Here is a 16625-nt window from a genome sequence, read left to right on the forward strand (position 1 = left end):
GCTGTAAGAGCGGAACCCTAAGTGGCCGTTAGCGCAGCAATGGATATGTACTCAATCAAAACTCAATACCCGTCGGACTCATAGTCCGGGGTAAAAGCAAACCCAACCACCCGCTCAACCCCCGTCTCCAACCGCCCATCCGGCCAAAGCCGCAACCACCGATACCCCGGCGCCTGCGAGCCCACCGCAAAATCCTCACTCCCCGGCTCAAACTGAATACAAGTCGAAGGCGAAGCCAACAACCGAACCCCCTCACGGACCCGGTCAACCTCCTGATGCACATGCCCCCACAGAACAGCGCGCACCTGAGGAAACCGATCCAACACCGCAAACAACGCCTCAGGATTACGCAACCCGATAGGCTCCATCCACACACACCCAATCGACACCGGATGATGATGCAGACACACCAGATGATGCCGCTCCGGCGCCTCACTCAAGGCATTGGCCAACAGAATCAACTGCTCCTCAGCCAAAAAACCCGGCACCGAACCCGGCACGGCGGAATCCAACAGGGTGACGCGCCAGTTGCCAATATCCACCACCGGTTCGAGCAGCGTGCTCTTGACCGCCGCTTCAAGCATGACCTGCGGCTCATCATGGTTACCCGGAATCCAACGCGCCGGCGCATCGATTCGCCCGCTCATCTGCCGAAACACCTGATAGGACTCCAACGTACCGTCCTGGGACAAATCCCCCGTAGCCAGCATCAAATCGATCTTCGGCTGCTGCTTGAGCACCAGGTCAACGACCGCCCGCAGGCTGTCGCGGGTATTCATGCCCAGCAACGAACCGTCGGCCTCGGCAAACAGGTGACTGTCGGACAGCTGGACCAGCAACGCCGCATCAGCGGTGGTCAGGATGGATACGTTCGGCAAATCGCTCTCTCCCAGGCGCACTCACGCCGTTGGATGACGCCGCAATTATGCTGGGGAAGATCGAAAGGGGAAACCCGCGAACCGGAACAGGTTCACAACCAGTGTCCAGTATTTGAACGACAACTACCGAACGACTTCGAACTCGTGGCCCAGCGCCAGGCAATGACTCAGCCATTCACCCAGGAACAGGTTCAACTGGGCCTTTTCGTCCGGCTGGTGCATTGACGCATTGGGGTAAGGATAGATGCCGCGAAAGCGTCGTGCATGTTCGGCACTGACGACTTCGGCCATGCGCGCATCGTGATAGACCTGAACTTCCAGCTGCGGCACCGGTAGCCAGGGCAGGCTGTGCTCCTGGCGCACCTGCAAGGTCGTGGTGTACGGGCAGGTCTGCAGCACTTCGAGGGCCAGGACGCCGAGCATCTGGTCGCCGTGGGTTACGGCGATACGCCGCGGCGCCGGATCGTTGCGCATGTCCGGCAACAAGCGCATCAGGCGGGCGTAGTTGGCCTCGCAGGCGGCCTGCAACCCCACCAGATCGACGCGATAGCGATCGCGCAGCTTGTTCAGGACCATAACCCCCTCACTTCCTCGCGGTTCAAGGCCAGCCATTGCAGGGCGATGATGCTCGGTGCATTGCAGATTTGTCCGTCGCGCACAGCTTGCAGGGCATCTTCGAAAGACCAGACCTTGACGCGGATATCTTCCGCCTCTTCCGCCAGGCCATGCAGCCCGCCCGCCCCCGTGCTGTCGCAACGCCCCAGGTACAAATGGACGAATTCATCGCTGCCGCCCGGGGATGGAAAATACTTGGTCATCGGCCAAAGCGCAGCGAAGGCAAGCCCAGCTTCCTCCTGCGCCTCACGATGAGCAACTTCTTCCGGTTGTTCGTCCTTGTCGATCAGGCCGGCCACCAATTCCACCAGCCAAGGGTTGGCGACCTTGTCCATGGCGCCAACGCGAAACTGCTCGATCAACACCACTTCATCGCGCTGCGGGTCGTAGGGCAACACGCACACCGCGTCATGGCGCACGAACAATTCACGGCTGATTTCGCGGCTCATGCCACCGGCAAACAATTCGTGACGCAAGTGCACACGATCGAGTTTGTAGAAACCCTGGAAGCAGCTCTCGCGCTTGACAATGTCCACGGTGCTCGGTGCGGCGTTGGCGAAATCGGTCATGACAATCCTCGTGTGCAATGGATCAATACGAGGTTCCAACCTCGGCTTCGCGCCATCCTAACGCGCCCGTACCGTTTGATGCAGCCCCTTTCCACTCATCGGGATGGACGGCAGAAGGTGAAAGAACTCTAATGAGCTTAGTGGCGAACTGATTGTCCTGCTGGCAGTCGAAGCGGGTAACTTTTCGCCTTTCCCTGTTCCATGAAGGACGCCCATGTCGCTTTTCAAAACTGCCTCCGTGGCCGCCATTGCCCTGACCCTGGGCGCTTGCCAAAGCCTGTTCCAACCCAATTACCGCGCACCGCTGGAAACCACCCGCGATGCGTCGGAGCAACTGCAACAAGGATGCGCCAGTGCCGACTGCCCGTTGGTGAACATCGATACCCTGCACTTTCCCACCGAGCCGGCCCTGGACGGCATCGTCGAAAAACGCCTGCTGCAAATGACCCGCACCACCCCGGACGCCCCGGTTGCACCGACGCTTGCCGCCTATCGCGAGCAGTTCCTGCGCAGCGCCGCGCCCCGCAACAGCAGCTATTTGCAGGCCAAGGTACGTGAGCAACATGACGGCCTGGTGATCATCGAACTGTCCAGCTACCTGGATACCGGCGGCGCACACGGCACGCCGGGTCGCGGCTTCATCAACTATTCGCGCCAGCAACACAAGGTTCTGACGCTGTCGGACATGCTGCTGCCGGGCCAGGAAGAAGCCTTCTGGAAAGCCGCCCAGGTCGCCCACAACAGTTGGCTGATCAGCACCAAGCTGGATCAGGAACCCGAGTTCCTGAAACAGTGGTCCTTCCAGAAAACCCCACACGTGGCGCTGACCTACGGCGGGGTGATCCTCAAGTACGAAGTGAGCACCATCGCCCCGTACGCCCTGGGCCACATCGAATTGAAGATCGCTTACCCACGCCTCAATGGCATCCTCAAGCCCGAGCTGTTCCCCGGCCGTAGCTGAAAGCCCGGCCCAGCAACAGTTGCAGCAACCCTGCCAGAATCAACGAAGGCAGGGTTGCGCCGATGTCTGGATGGAAGTTGGCCAGCAAGTGATAAGTGCTCACCCCACCCAACCAGGCCAACAGGGCCGGCCAGCGCAATGCGGCTGATACCACTTGGCTGCTGCGCTTGCGCAGGATGAAGTGATCCACCAGCACCACGCCGAACAGCGGTGCGAACACCGAGCCGATCAGCAACAGGAAGTTCTGGTATTGCGCCAACGGCGCGAAGCAGGCGATCAAGGTACAGAGCACGCCAATCGCCAAGGCCAGGTGCTCGACCTTCAGCCCCGACAACATGCCACTGGAGACCGCCGCCGAGTGAATGTCGGCGAAGGCGTTTTCCGACTCATCCAGCAGAATCAGCAGCAACGGAATGCCCAACCCGGCGCCAGCCAAGGCCAATAGCAACGCATTGACTTCACCGCTCGGCGCGAACGCCAAGGTGTAGGCCACGCCCAGGCTCATCAGCCAGACGTTACCGATGAAGAACCCCACGGCCGTGCCGCCGAAGACATTCTTGGCGCGTTTGCCGAAGCGCGAGTAGTCGGCGATCAGCGGCAGCCAGGACAGCGGCATCGCAATGGCGATATCAAACCCCACCGCCAGCGGCATCGAACCGTCACCCGCCTGGGCCCACAGCGCAACCAGATCAGCCTTGGCGAACAGGTTCCAGGTCAGCCAGATACACGCCGCCAGCAGCAGCCAGATGCCCCACTTGCGCAGGACCTTGCGCACGAACGTCAACGGCCCGCTGACCGCAAGCAGGGTCGCCAGGGCGCCGAAGAACAGCGTCCACAGCAGTGGGTTGGAGCCCAGGCTGCCTTCGCTGAAGGCTCGGGCACCGAGCAGGCTGGCGGCATCACGCATGACGATGATTTCGAAGGAGCCCCAGCCGATCAACTGCAGCAGGTTCAACACCGCCGGCACGCTCGCGCCCTTGCCGCCGAGGCTGAGCTTGAGGGCGGCCATGGCCGACAGGCCGGTGTCGCTGCCGATCACACCGACGGCCGCCAGCAGCAGGACGCCCACCAGCGTGCCGAGGAAAATCGCCAGCAACGAGCCGCTCAAGCCCAGGCCCGGTGCGAGCAAGGCACCGACCTGCAAGACCATCAGGCCGATGCCCAGGGAGAACCACAGGGAAAATAGATCGCGGGCGCCGAAGACACGTTTGTCCAGGGGGACCGCGGTGTCTGGGGAGTAGGTGCTAGGTTGGATGTTCACAGATATTCTCAAGGGAGATTATTGTTTTGGGTCACAGATCACCCCTTGTGGCGAGGGAGCTTGCTCCCGCTGGTCTGCGAAGCAGACCCAATACCAAACGCCGCGTCCTGTCAGTCAGAATCGCGGTGCAGGTTTTGCGGCTGCTTCGCAGCCGAGCGGGAGCAAGCTCCCTCGCCACACAGGGTGAGCGGTGCTTTTGCAAGCACCGCCCGGATCACACTTTCTTGTAAAGCTGACTTCCTTCCTTCTTGAACCGCTCGGCCTGTTCCGCCAAGCCCTGGGCAACGTCCACGTCCACCGCCTCGATGCGCTGGTTGGCCGCGTACTCGCGCACTTCCTGGGTGATTTTCATCGAGCAGAATTTCGGCCCGCACATCGAGCAGAAATGCGCCACCTTGGCCGAGTCCTTCGGCAGGGTTTCGTCGTGGTACGAGCGGGCGGTATCCGGGTCCAGGCCGAGGTTGAACTGGTCTTCCCAACGGAACTCGAAGCGCGCCTTGCTCAAGGCGTTGTCACGAATCTGCGCGCCCGGGTGGCCCTTGGCAAGGTCGGCCGCGTGGGCGGCGATCTTGTAGGTGATGATCCCGGTCTTCACGTCATCCTTGTTCGGCAGGCCCAGGTGTTCCTTCGGCGTGACGTAGCAGAGCATGGCGCAACCGAACCAACCGATCATCGCCGCACCGATGCCGGAGGTGATGTGGTCGTAGCCCGGTGCGATGTCGGTGGTCAGTGGACCGAGGGTATAGAACGGCGCCTCGTCGCAGCACTCGAGCTGCTTGTCCATGTTCTCTTTGATCAACTGCATCGGCACGTGGCCGGGGCCTTCGATCATGCATTGCACGTCGTGCTTCCAGGCGATCTTGGTCAGCTCGCCGAGGGTTTCCAGCTCGCCGAACTGCGCTTCGTCGTTGGCGTCGGCAATCGAGCCCGGACGCAGGCCATCGCCCAGCGAGAAGCTGACGTCGTAGGCCTTCATGATTTCGCAGATGTCTTCGAAGTGGGTGTAGAGGAAGTTCTCTTTGTGGTGCGCCAGGCACCACTTGGCCATGATCGAACCACCACGGCTGACGATACCGGTGACGCGCTTGGCGGTCATCGGCACATAGCGCAGCAACACGCCGGCGTGGATGGTGAAATAGTCGACGCCCTGCTCGGCCTGTTCGATCAGCGTGTCGCGGAACAGCTCCCAGGTCAGGTCTTCGGCCACGCCGCCGACTTTTTCCAGGGCCTGGTAGATCGGCACGGTGCCAATCGGCACCGGCGAGTTGCGGATGATCCACTCGCGGGTTTCATGGATGTGCTTGCCGGTGGACAGGTCCATGACCGTGTCCGAACCCCAGCGGATGCCCCAGGTCAGCTTCGCCACTTCTTCTTCGATGGACGAACCCAGCGCACTGTTGCCGATGTTGCCGTTGATCTTCACCAGGAAGTTACGGCCGATGATCATCGGTTCCAGTTCGGTGTGGTTGATGTTGGCCGGGATGATCGCGCGGCCACGGGCGATTTCATCGCGGACGAATTCCGGGGTGATGACTTTCGGCACGCTGGCACCGAAGCTGTGGCCGGCGTGTTGCTGGTCCAGCAGGCCGGCGGCGCGGGCGACTTCCAGCTTCATGTTTTCGCGGATGGCGACGTATTCCATCTCGGCGGTGATGATGCCTTTGCGCGCGTAGTGCATCTGGCTGACGTTGGCGCCCGGTTTGGCGCGACGCGGATTGTTCACGTGGGCGAAGCGCAGCTTGGTCAGCTCGGGATCAGCCAGGCGTTCCTGGCCGAAGTTGGAGCTCAGGCCGGCAAGACGCTCGGTGTCGCCACGGGCTTCGATCCATGAAGAGCGCACGTCGGCCAGGCCTTTGCGCACGTCGATGATCACGTTCGGGTCGGTGTAGGGGCCCGAGGTGTCGTACACCACGACCGGCGCGTTGATTTCGCCGCCGAAGTCGGTGGGGGTCACGTCGAGGCTGATTTCGCGCATGGGCACGCGGATATCCGGGCGGCTGCCCTGGACATAGATTTTTTGCGAGCGGGTAAAGGGCTGGACCGATTGCTCATCGACCTTGGCCGAATCGCTGAGGTTGGTCGCGTTTTTTGATTTTGTCGTCATCACGGGCTCTCCAGACACACATCCAGGCAGTGGATTTTTGTCGGAGCGAACCTGTAACGAATGGACGCGTCCCTGCACGAAAGTGCGGACGCTGTGCTTGCTGCTCGAGCATGTTCGAAAATCGAAAGTCGATGGTCGAACAACATCCCGGACGAAGCACAAGAGGACTCGCCGGGTGACGAGAAATCTTGTTCCCTACGCAGGCGCTAACCTGATCAGGTTCAACGGGATCCGAAATTATTCGATCTCAGCCTCATAGCAAGGCACCCCGACAAGAACCCGGCCAGTCTAGACACAACCACGAGAGAACGCCATCACCAGGACAAAAGGCGTGATGAATGGCGCATATACAGGATTGTTGCGGCGCGCAGGCGCAACTACACTCGCTACGCCGCGCCTCTTGTGCGCAATCATCTGAGAAGTAGGGAACGCCTCATGCTGCGCAAACTCTCACTGGCCCTTGCCGTGTCTTGTGCGTCCAATGGAATGGCCTGGGCTGCCGAAGCACCCTTGACCACCAGAACCGATCTGGTGAGCGTGTATCAGGAAGCGGTGGATAACAACGCCGACCTGGCCGCGGCTCGTGCCCAGTACGGCGCCCAGAAGGAAGTGGTGCCCCAGGCTCGCGCCGGGTTGTTGCCGAATCTGTCCGGTGGTGCGGAAGTCGCCAATGTGCGCACCGATATCGACCAGCCTGCCGCGGTTGCCAACCGTAGCGCCCGCTCCTACCAGGCCACACTGTCCCAGCCCTTGTTTCGTGCCGATCGCTGGTTCCAGTTCCAGGCCGCCAAGTCGGTGAATGAGCAGGCCTCGCTGCAACTGTCGGCTACCGAGCAGAACATGATCCTGCAAAGCGCCGAGAGTTACTTCAACGTGCTGCGCAGCCAGGACAACCTGGCCTCGACCAAGGCCGAGGAAGCCGCGTTCAAGCGCCAGCTCGACCAGTCCAACGAACGTTTTGACGTCGGCCTGTCGGACAAGACCGATGTGCTGCAATCCCAGGCCAGCTACGACACCGCACGCGCCAACCGGATCCTCGCCCAGCGCCAGGTCGATGATGCGTTCGAAGCATTGATCACCCTGACCAACCGCCAGTACAACTCGCTCCAGGGCATCGTCCATACCCTGCCGATCCTGCCGCCGACGCCGAACGACGCCAAGGCCTGGGTCGACACCGCCGCCAAGCAGAACCTCAACCTGCTGGCCAGCAACTACGCGGTCGATGCCGCCGAAGACACGTTACGCCAGCGCAAGGCCGGTCACGCGCCGACCCTGGACGCCGTGGCGAAATACGAAAAAGGCGACAACGACGCCTTGGGTTTCAGCAACCCGAACGCCTTTGGCCGCACCTACAGCGGCGACGTCGATCAGCGCACGCTGGCCTTGCAACTGAACATTCCGATTTTCAGCGGCGGGCTGACCAGCTCCCAGGTGCGCGAGTCCTACTCGCAACTCACCCAGACCGAGCAGCAACGCGAAGCCCTGCGCCGGCAGGTGGTGGAAAACACCCGTAACCTGCACCGTGCAGTGAACACCGACGTGGAGCAGGTCCAAGCCCGGCGCCAGTCGATCATCTCCAACCAGAGCGCGGTGGAAGCCACGGAAATCGGCTACCAGGTGGGCACCCGCAACATCGTCGATGTGCTCGATGCCCAGCGGCAGCTGTACACCTCGGTGCGCAACTACAACAACGCCCGCTACGACTACATCCTCGACAACTTGCGGCTCAAGCAAGCGGCCGGGACGTTGAGCCCAGCGGACCTGCAGGATCTGTCACGCTATCTCAAGCCCGACTACAACCCGGACCGCGACTTCCTGCCGCCGGACCTGGCCCAGGCAGCAGCGCAGCAGTTGCGCTCGCGGCCGGCGCAATAACGACGACACCCTTGTGGCGAGGGAGCTTGCTCCCGCTGGCCTGCGAAGCAGGCCCAAAACCAGTCACCGCGTACTGCCAGCCAAAACCGTGGTGCCGGTTTTACGGCTGCTTCGCAGCCGAGCGGGAGCAAGCTCCCTCGCCACAAAAACTCAGTCGAGCAACCGCCCCAACCCCTCCAGCAACCGCTGCAACGCGCCCTGGTTGCTGCGCATCACCTTCAACCCCGCCTCGGCCATGCGCTGGGCATCGCGGGGCAGTTCGAACAGGCGCTGCACCGCCAGGGCCAGGCTTTCGGCATCTTCCACTTCCGCCAGCGCACCGGCGGCGCGCAGTTGCGCGGCGATTTCGAGGAAGTTGAACACGTGCGGCCCGCTGAGCACCGGTTTCGCCAGCGCCGCCGGCTCAAGCAGGTTGTGTCCACCGTTGGGCACCAGGCTGCCACCGACGAACGCGCTGTCGGCCAACGCATAGAGAAACAGCAGTTCACCCATGGTGTCACCGAGCAACACCGAAACCTGCGCAGTCACGGGCTGCCCGCTGGAGCGCCGCACCGTGGCCAACCCTTCGCTTACACACAGTTGGTGCACTGCGTCGAAGCGCTCGGGATGACGCGGCACCAGGATCAGCAACGCATCGGGATAGCTGTCGAGCAACCGACGGTGGGCAGCCAGCACCACTTCGTCCTCGCCTTCATGGGTGCTGGCGGCGATCCACACCGGGCGCTCGGTTGCCTGCCACTGGCGGCGCAAGGCGCTGGCGTTTTCCAGCAGTTGCGGGTCGATGGTCAGGTCGAACTTGATCGAGCCGGTGACCTCGACGGTTTCTACCCGGGCGCCCAACTGACGGAAACGCTCGGCTTCGGCGTCGGTCTGGACGGCGAACAGGCTCATCTCGGCGAGCATCGGCCGGGTAAGCTTGGGAAAGCGTGCATAACCCCGCGCCGAACGCTCCGACAACCGCGCATTGGCCAGGGCCACGGGAATGCCGCGTCTGGCGCATTGGTGAATATGATTGGGCCACAGCTCGGTTTCCATGATCACCGCCAGGGACGGCCGGACCCGGTCGAGAAAACGCTTGGCGGCGCAAGGCAAGTCGTAAGGCAAATAGCAATGCTGGATGCGCGGCTCGTTGGCGAACAACGCCTGGATCCGCTCCGAACCGGTGGGCGTCATGCAGGTGACGGTGATCGGTAGCTGTGGATAACGTTGCAGCAAGGCGCGGATCATTGGCGCGGCGGCGATGCTCTCGCCCACCGACACCGCGTGGACCCAGATGCCCCCCGGCAGCATGACCGGCAGCCCCCAGGAGAACCGCTCGCCAATGCGCCGGGCATAAGCCGGCGCCTTGCGGGCCCGCAACCACAGCCGAATCGCTACCAGTGGCAGCCCCAGGTAAAACAATGCGCTATAGAGAGTTCTGTTCATGGCGGCGGAGTTTATCGGTTTTTCAGCCAATCGCCTGCAACTGCACGGCAAAACGTTCCGCCAGCCAACGCGCGGCCGGACCCAGGGGTTCATCGCGGCGCCAGACCAGTTCCACCACCAGGGCCGGCGGGGTCCATTCGCTGCTGAGCTCGACCATGTCGCCCAGGTAGGCCGGGTACTGCACAACATGCCGTGGCAACCAGGCCCAGCCCAGGCCGCTCCTCAGCCATTCGGCCAACACATAGAAACTGTCGGCTCGCCAGACCTGCGGGCTGGCCTGTTCACTGCCGGGATAGACGCTGGACTGGGTGGCCATCAACAACTGGCGGTGCCGAGCCATTTCCCGACAGGTCACATAATCATGGTTCGCCAGTGGGTGGCCCCTGCCGCACACCGTCACCATCTCGACGCTGCCCAGCACCCGGCGCTCCAGCGCCTCGGGGATCTGGTCGTGATAGAACAGCAAGCCGAGGTCGGCGCGCCGCTCCACCAGTTTGCGCGCCACGTCGCCCTGGGCGGCGCTGGCCAATTGCACTTCGAGGGAGGGGAATTGCTCGGCCAGGGCCGCCAGGCTGTCGATGACCGGTTGATAGGGCATGGCTTCGTCCTGGGCCAGGCGCAGCGACGCTTCCTGCCCGCGCATCAGGGCCAGGGCCCGGCCATTGAGACGCTCGCACTGACGCAGTACCTCCCTGGCCTCTTCGAGCAAGGCTTCGCCAGCGTCGGTGAGCCTGGGCTGACGGCCGCTGCTGCGCTCGAACAGGTTCACGCCCAAATCCGTCTCCAGCAACGCAATCGCACTGCTGACGGCCGATTGGGCTTTGCGCTGATCCCGGGCCACGGCGGAAAACGAACGCTTCTCGGCGACCCCGACGAACAGCCGCAATTGCTCCAGGTTCCACTGAACGTTCATGGTTCAACCTATCTTGATTACAGATAGGTAATGACTTTACCGCATCTGACCTATCTCTAGAATGGCCCCATCGAAAGACGCAACCGTCGAAGAGGAACCGCCTATGAACGCCTACTACTACCTGGCCATCGCCATCTGCGCCGAAGTGATCGCCACCGTTTCGATGAAAGCGATCAAGGGCCTGAGCACACCCCTGCCCTTGCTGCTGGTCATTGTCGGCTACGCCACCGCGTTCTGGATGCTGACGCTGGTGGTGCGCACCGTACCGGTGGGCGTGGCCTATGCGGTCTGGGCCGGACTGGGGATCGTCATGGTCAGTGTCGCGGCGTTGTTCATCTATGGGCAGAAACTGGACGTGCCGGCGATGCTGGGGATGGCGTTGATCGTGCTGGGGGTGGTGGTGATCCAGCTGTTTTCCAAGACGGCCGGGCACTGAAAACACACTGATCATTTGAGCTGGAACACCTCTGTGGCGAGGGAGCTTGCTCCCGCTTGGGTGCGAAGCGCCCATAAAAATGGGGTTGCTGCGCAACCCAGCGGGAGCAAGCTCCCTCGCCACAAAAGCTTTCCCTGCACGCTGCCGATGTTGATCGTCAACAAATTCCCTCTGCACCGAGTCTGTATACTGCGCCCTCGTCTTGAACACTGAGGTCGCTCATGCCATCCGTTATTTCCACCGACATTCTGATTGTCGGCGCAGGCGTCGCCGGCCTCTGGCTGAATGCACGCCTGCGTCGCCAGGGTTTTTCGACCGTGCTGGTGGAAAGCGCCAGCCTCGGCGGCGGGCAGAGTGTCAAATCCCAGGGCATCATCCATGGCGGCGCCAAGTACGCCTTGCATGGCGCCCTGACCGGTGCCTCGGAAGCCATTGCCGACATGCCGCGTCGCTGGCGCGAAGCCCTGAAAGGTGAAGGTGAGCTGGACCTGTCCGGCGTGCGCATTCTGTCCGACGCCCATTACCTCTGGTCCCCCGGCACCCTGGCCGGCAACCTCACCAGTTTCTTTGCCAGCAAGGCCGTGCGCGGGCGGGTCGACCAGGTCAAGGGCGACCAGTTGCCGCCGGCCCTGCAAGACAAACGCTTCAAGGGCAAGGTCTATCGCCTGGCCGAGCTGGTGGTGGACGTGCCGAGCGTGATCGCACGCCTGGCGGAACTGGCCGGCGACAGCTTGCTGGCCGGGCAACACATCGAACCGCTGCGCGAAGGTGGCGAGCTGATCGGACTCAAGGTCGATGGCCGCGAGATTCGTGCGCAACGCATTGTCCTCAGCGCCGGGGGCGGCACCGCCGACCTGCTCGACGCCCTGGGCCTGGACCAGCCAGCCATGCAGCGCCGACCGTTGCATATGGTCCTGGTCAAGGGCCCCAGCCTCAAGCCGCTCTACGCCCATTGCCTGGGCGGCGGACCGAAGCCGCGCGTCACCGTGACCACTCATCCGGCGGCCGATGGCCAATGGGTCTGGTACGTGGGTGGCGATCTGGCCGAAGGCGATGGCGTGACCCGCGAGCCTGCCGCACAGATCGCCGCCGCCCAGAAAGAACTCGGCCAGTTGTTGCCTTGGATTGACCTGAGCACGGCGCAATGGGCCACGCTGCGGGTGGACCGCGCCGAACCGTTGCAGTCGGGCCTGACTCGCCCGGACAACGCCTTCCTCGCCGAGCAGGATCGCCTGCTGGTGGGCTGGCCGACCAAACTGGCCCTGGCCCCGGACTTCGCCGATCGGGTGGTCAACGCGCTGCAACGCGATGGCATCCAGCCAAGCCACCCGGCCCCACTGCCGGACCTGCCGAAGCCGCCGATGGGCGTCCCTGCCTGGGAGCAACTGCTGCCATGAGCCAACCGACCCTGCATGACCTCTATCGCCCCCTGGGCCATGACGGCCCGCGGGTCTCCCCCCTGGGCCTGGGGACCGTCAAGCTCGGTCGCGACCAAGGCGTCAAATACCCTAACGGCTTTCAGATCCCCGATGACGACGAAGCGCGCAGGTTGCTCAAACTGGCGCGCGACCTGGGTATCAACCTGATCGACACCGCGCCGGCCTATGGCCTGAGCGAAGAACGCCTCGGCCCGCTGCTGCGCGGCCAACGCCAGGACTGGGTGATCGTCAGCAAGGTCGGCGAAGAATTCAGCGACGGCCAGTCACGCCATGACTTCAGCGCCGTCCATACCCGATTCTCGGTGGAGCGCAGCCTCAAGCGCCTGGAAACCGATTATATCGACCTGGTGCTCGTGCACTCCGACGGCAACGACCTGGCGATCCTCAACGACAGCGAGGTCTACCCGACCCTGGCGGCGCTCAAGCGCGAGGGCAAGATCGGCGGCTTCGGTTTTTCCGGCAAGACCGTCGACGGTGGCTTGAAAGCCTTGGAGCAAGGCGATTGTGCGATGGTCACCTACAATCTGAACGAACGAAACGAAAAGGCTGTCATTGACTACGCCAGCGAACACGGCAAAGCGATCCTGGTGAAAAAGGCCCTGGCCAGCGGCCACGTTTGCCTGAGCCCCGGGGTAGACCCGGTTCGCGCCAGCTTCGAACTGTTGTTTGAGCATCCTGGGGTCGCCAGTGCTATTGTCGGCACCATCAATCCGCTGCACCTCGCCCACAACGTCGCGACCGTAGCCAAGGTCCTGCGTAAAAACTGACGCCGCCCTACGCGGCCTTAAGGAAGGAGCCGACATGCCGCGTACGCTCATCAGAAAGAATCCCAGCAACTTCAAGACCCTGCCCCTGTTCGTCGAAGCGACACCCGAAGGCCTGACTTACCAGAGCGTCGGCATGCCGCTGAATTTCGCCCAGACCTTGCAGCGCCGCCGCCCGGTAGCCGTGGCCGATACCGAACGCTTTTCCCTGGAGTTGGCAAACCTGGGCGTTTCTGTGCGCCTGACCCTGCATTGGCAGAACCGCGACTATTGGGTACTGGTGCGCCAGCGCCGGCAGGATCGCGGCGATGTGGTGCTCAAGCTGATTTCCGGCTACGTCCCAGCCCACGAGTTGAACCTGCCACTGCTTACCGCCATCAGCGAAATTGCCGAAGAATGCCTGCTGGAAACCCCGGAAGGCTGGCTTGGCGGGCGTTTCAACGACACCTGGCTGCCGGCCCCCTACGCCACGGCCCTGCATTACCGCGAAGCCTTGCCGTTTCGGCTGACACCCCTCTCGGGCTCCGCCCGCCCGGTGCGCAGCGCCAACCTGCAACTGATCGAGCGACCACGGGCCTACGTGCATCTGCCAACGGCATCGCTGCAATTGATCTATGACTTGCGCCTGGATGTGCCCAAGGAAGCCAAGTCCCTGAGCCTGTTTCACGTCGATGAGCGTTTGGAGGGCGACCAGTTGGTGGCGCGCCTGGACCGCAAGCGACCTGATCTCTACTTGATGCCGCTACAGGACGGCCAACCCATGCCCGAGCTGTACACCTTGAAAAAGGACCAGCTATACCCGGCCAGCACACGTGGGCTGTACCTGGCGGAGAGCTTTGCCAAGCAGGACGGCTGGCTGGTGCGAGACGAGCGGATTCGCTGGAAGGACTGGCTGCGCCAACAAGGGCTGACGCCACCGGGCAAGGAGTCAGGCCTGACTCGACTCAAGGGCAAGGCCCGGCAATTGCTCAAGAAGATCGTGCCGCGCAAGGCGGCTCGTTAGAAACCACACCACTCAGAGCGCTTTTGTGGCGAGGGAGCTTGCTCCCGCTTGGGTGCGCAGCGCCCAATTAGAAACGGGACCGCTTCGCGCTCCAGCGGGAGCAAGCTCCCTCGCCACAAAAAGCAAGCTGGCTGCAGTACACAGGCTCAGTTGTTGCGGATCTTCTCCACAATCGCCGTCGTCGAGCTGTTTTCCACCAGCCCCAACACCTTCACTGTGCCGCCGTAGGCGGTGACAATGTCCGCGCCCACAACCTGATCGATCCCGTAGTCACCGCCCTTGACCAGCACGTCCGGCTTGACTTCGCGCAGCAGGTTTTCCGGCGTGCCCTCGCTGAAACTGATCACCCAATCCACCGCGCCCAGGCCGGCCAGGACCGCCATGCGTCGGTCGACGCTGTTGATCGGCCGCCCCGGCCCTTTGAGGCGGCTGACGGAGGCATCGTCATTGACCGCGACGATCAGACGATCACCTTGGGCCCTGGCCTGCTCGAGGTAAGTCACGTGGCCTGCGTGCAGGATGTCGAAGCAACCATTGGTGAAGACAATTCGTTCGTTATGGGCACGGGCGTCGTCAACGGCCAGCAACAGTTGCTCCAGGCCCAGCACACCGCGCTCGGAGCCTTCCTCACGCTGGATGGCGCGGCGCAATTCCGGGGCGCTGATCGCCGCCGTACCCAGTTTTCCAACAACGATGCCGGCCGCCAGGTTCGCCAGGGCTACCGCATGGGGCAGTTCTTCCCCTGCGGCGATGGCGGCGGCCAGGGTAGAGATCACGGTGTCGCCGGCCCCCGTCACGTCGAACACTTCACGGGCACGGGCCGGCAGGTGCAACGCCGGGTGATCGGGGCGCAGCAGGGTCATGCCATGCTCGCCACGGGTCACCAGCAAGGCGCCGAGATCGAGGTCTTGCATCAGCTGGGCGCCTTTGCTCACCAGTTCGTGCTCATCGACACAACCGCCAACGATGGTTTCGAATTCGCTGAGATTCGGCGTGATCAGACTGGCACCACGGTAGATGGAAAAATCCTTGCCCTTGGGATCGGCCAGGACCGGAATGCCACGGGCACGCGCGGCCTGGATCAGCGCCTGGTGGTTTTTCAACGCGCCTTTGCCGTAGTCCGACAACACCAGGACCTTGACGCCTTCGAGCAGGCTGTCGACCTCGGCACCAAGGGCCAGGGGGTCGGTGGCGAACGGCTCTTCGAAATCGATGCGCAACAGTTGCTGGTGACGACTCATGACCCGCAGCTTGACGATGGTCGGCTGGTGCGCAACACGCTGGAATATCGCACGTACGCCCGCGCCCTTGAGGCTGTTGGTCAAGCTGTCGGCAGCCTCGTCGTCGCCGGTCACGCCCACCAGGGAAGCCGGCGCGCCGAGGGCGGCGATGTTCAAGGCAACGTTGGCGGCACCACCGGGACGATCCTCGATATGCTCGACCTTGACCACCGGTACTGGCGCCTCTGGGGAAATTCGTGAGGTACCGCCATGCCAGTAGCGGTCGAGCATGACATCGCCGACCACCAATACGGGGGCTTGATCGAATCGCGGCATGGACAACTTCATGGAGCATCCCACATACAAAATGAACAGGGCGGGGATATTAGCACAGGGTTGGCGCAAGGCTCTTCTATGGCGGTGACGGGATGCGTTAGTCGTGCAATAGCGCCCACAGCCGGTCGCAGGCCTGGCCCAGCTCCAGCTTGTCGGTGTCGATTTCGCAAGCGGGTGTCAGCGGCACTTCGTATGGACTGTCGAGCCCGGTGAAATTCTTGAGCCTACCCGCGCGCGCCTCCCGATACAGTCCTTTTGGATCTCGTTTGGCACACACGTCAAAAGGCGTGCTCACATAGACTTCGAGAAAAGTGTCCGGGGCGAACAATTGCCGTGCGGCCTCACGGTCAGCCCGAAACGGGGAAATGGCCGCGACAATGACGATCAGTCCAGCATCGACCATCAATCGCGCCACCTCACCGATTCGTCGGATGTTTTCCTTGCGCGCCTCGGGACTCATGCCCAAGTCACTGCATAACCCCTGGCGCAGGTTGTCCCCGTCAAGGAGGCAGGTGTGGAGGCCTAGCTCGTGCAAGCGCACTTCCAACGCATTGGCCAATGTTGACTTTCCCGCGCCGGACAAACCGGTCAGCCAAATACATCGCGGTCGCTGGGATTTGATCGCCGCCCGGGCCTGCGCTGAGACTGTCAACGCAGAAGGCCCGATAGCCGGCCGTGATGTCGATATCTTTGTCGTCCTGTCCATAACCGAGTCTCTCCCTGAAATCGAAATCCTGGGGGTTTACCGGCCTCCGCGCTGCATGGCGCGTATACCGACTTATTGCCCAGAGCAAAGCATAGGCTGAACACCGCATGTCGACGGCTC

At 62.5% G+C, this 16625-nt stretch carries 15 protein-coding genes and 1 riboswitch; of the genes, 6 read left to right on the forward strand and 9 right to left on the reverse strand.

The window, feature by feature from the left end; all coding sequences use genetic code 11:
- Positions 1 to 62: 62 nt before the first annotated feature.
- From cpdA to V7773_RS22955, 3 genes are all read right to left on the reverse strand, one after another.
- Positions 63 to 878, reverse strand: a complete 816-nt coding sequence (gene cpdA / locus V7773_RS22945) for a 3',5'-cyclic-AMP phosphodiesterase (protein ID WP_336075323.1) — start codon at positions 876 to 878, stop codon at positions 63 to 65.
- Positions 879 to 1001: 123 nt separating this feature from the next.
- Positions 1002 to 1454 (reverse strand): DUF1249 domain-containing protein, encoded by a 453-nt coding sequence (locus tag V7773_RS22950; RefSeq protein ID WP_003186471.1) that lies wholly within the window; start codon positions 1452 to 1454, stop codon positions 1002 to 1004.
- Positions 1445 to 2062, reverse strand: a complete 618-nt coding sequence (locus tag V7773_RS22955) for an NUDIX domain-containing protein (protein ID WP_063323205.1) — start codon at positions 2060 to 2062, stop codon at positions 1445 to 1447. The genes V7773_RS22950 and V7773_RS22955 overlap by 10 nt, the downstream gene beginning before the upstream one ends.
- A 214-nt stretch (positions 2063 to 2276) precedes the next feature.
- Between V7773_RS22955 and V7773_RS22960 the strand changes: the two genes are divergently transcribed.
- Positions 2277 to 3023 carry a DUF3298 domain-containing protein gene (locus V7773_RS22960; protein ID WP_072340089.1) on the forward strand — a complete coding sequence of 249 codons (747 nt, stop codon included), beginning with the start codon at positions 2277 to 2279 and terminating at the stop codon, positions 3021 to 3023.
- Here V7773_RS22960 and cytX read toward each other — a convergent pair.
- Entirely contained in the window at positions 2992 to 4284 is a 1293-nt protein-coding gene (gene cytX / locus V7773_RS22965) for a putative hydroxymethylpyrimidine transporter CytX (protein ID WP_336075326.1), read from the reverse strand. The two genes, V7773_RS22960 and cytX, sit on opposite strands and share 32 nt — an antisense overlap.
- A gap of 214 nt (positions 4285 to 4498) precedes the next feature.
- Positions 4499 to 6388 carry a phosphomethylpyrimidine synthase ThiC gene (gene thiC, locus V7773_RS22970; protein ID WP_092146657.1) on the reverse strand — a complete coding sequence of 630 codons (1890 nt, stop codon included), beginning with the start codon at positions 6386 to 6388 and terminating at the stop codon, positions 4499 to 4501.
- A 175-nt stretch (positions 6389 to 6563) separates the two neighbouring features.
- A riboswitch (TPP riboswitch) is annotated at positions 6564 to 6669 on the reverse strand.
- A gap of 154 nt (positions 6670 to 6823) precedes the next feature.
- On the opposite strand from thiC, the gene V7773_RS22975 reads away from it, so the two are divergent.
- A complete protein-coding gene (locus V7773_RS22975) occupies positions 6824 to 8263 on the forward strand; it encodes a TolC family outer membrane protein (RefSeq protein ID WP_336075327.1) in 1440 nt (479 codons plus the stop codon).
- A gap of 150 nt (positions 8264 to 8413) precedes the next feature.
- Here the strand turns inward: V7773_RS22975 and waaA are convergent, their stop codons facing one another.
- Both waaA and V7773_RS22985 read right to left on the reverse strand, forming a co-directional pair.
- A complete protein-coding gene (gene waaA / locus V7773_RS22980) occupies positions 8414 to 9688 on the reverse strand; it encodes a lipid IV(A) 3-deoxy-D-manno-octulosonic acid transferase (RefSeq protein ID WP_336075328.1) in 1275 nt (424 codons plus the stop codon).
- Between the two features lie 22 nt (positions 9689 to 9710).
- Positions 9711 to 10601, reverse strand: a complete 891-nt coding sequence (locus V7773_RS22985; RefSeq protein ID WP_336075330.1) for a LysR family transcriptional regulator — start codon at positions 10599 to 10601, stop codon at positions 9711 to 9713.
- Between the two features lie 103 nt (positions 10602 to 10704).
- Between V7773_RS22985 and V7773_RS22990 the strand changes: the two genes are divergently transcribed.
- The 4 genes from V7773_RS22990 (at position 10705) to V7773_RS23005 (ending at position 14243) form a co-directional block, all read left to right on the forward strand.
- The gene (locus V7773_RS22990) at positions 10705 to 11037 is read left to right on the forward strand and encodes a DMT family transporter (protein ID WP_046065574.1); all 333 of its coding nucleotides are present in this window, start codon (positions 10705 to 10707) and stop codon (positions 11035 to 11037) included.
- A gap of 221 nt (positions 11038 to 11258) precedes the next feature.
- Positions 11259 to 12434, forward strand: coding sequence for an NAD(P)/FAD-dependent oxidoreductase (locus V7773_RS22995; protein ID WP_336075331.1), 1176 nt, complete (start codon positions 11259 to 11261; stop codon positions 12432 to 12434).
- On the forward strand, positions 12431 to 13243 hold the full coding sequence (locus V7773_RS23000; protein WP_336075334.1) for an aldo/keto reductase: 813 nt from the start codon (positions 12431 to 12433) through the stop codon (positions 13241 to 13243). Before V7773_RS22995 ends, V7773_RS23000 begins: the two co-directional genes overlap by 4 nt.
- 34 nt (positions 13244 to 13277) lie before the next feature.
- Positions 13278 to 14243 carry a metal ABC transporter ATPase gene (locus V7773_RS23005; RefSeq protein WP_092146669.1) on the forward strand — a complete coding sequence of 322 codons (966 nt, stop codon included), beginning with the start codon at positions 13278 to 13280 and terminating at the stop codon, positions 14241 to 14243.
- Between the two features lie 146 nt (positions 14244 to 14389).
- Here the strand turns inward: V7773_RS23005 and hldE are convergent, their stop codons facing one another.
- Positions 14390 to 15811, reverse strand: coding sequence for a bifunctional D-glycero-beta-D-manno-heptose-7-phosphate kinase/D-glycero-beta-D-manno-heptose 1-phosphate adenylyltransferase HldE (hldE, locus tag V7773_RS23010; protein ID WP_063323214.1), 1422 nt, complete (start codon positions 15809 to 15811; stop codon positions 14390 to 14392).
- A gap of 85 nt (positions 15812 to 15896) precedes the next feature.
- Positions 15897 to 16505, reverse strand: coding sequence for an adenylyl-sulfate kinase (gene cysC, locus V7773_RS23015; RefSeq protein ID WP_063323215.1), 609 nt, complete (start codon positions 16503 to 16505; stop codon positions 15897 to 15899).
- Positions 16506 to 16625 lie beyond the last annotated feature (120 nt).

Origin of the sequence: Pseudomonas sp. 3JA (assembly GCF_036961705.1) — a bacterium.
Lineage (GTDB): Bacteria > Pseudomonadota > Gammaproteobacteria > Pseudomonadales > Pseudomonadaceae > Aquipseudomonas > Aquipseudomonas fluorescens_Q.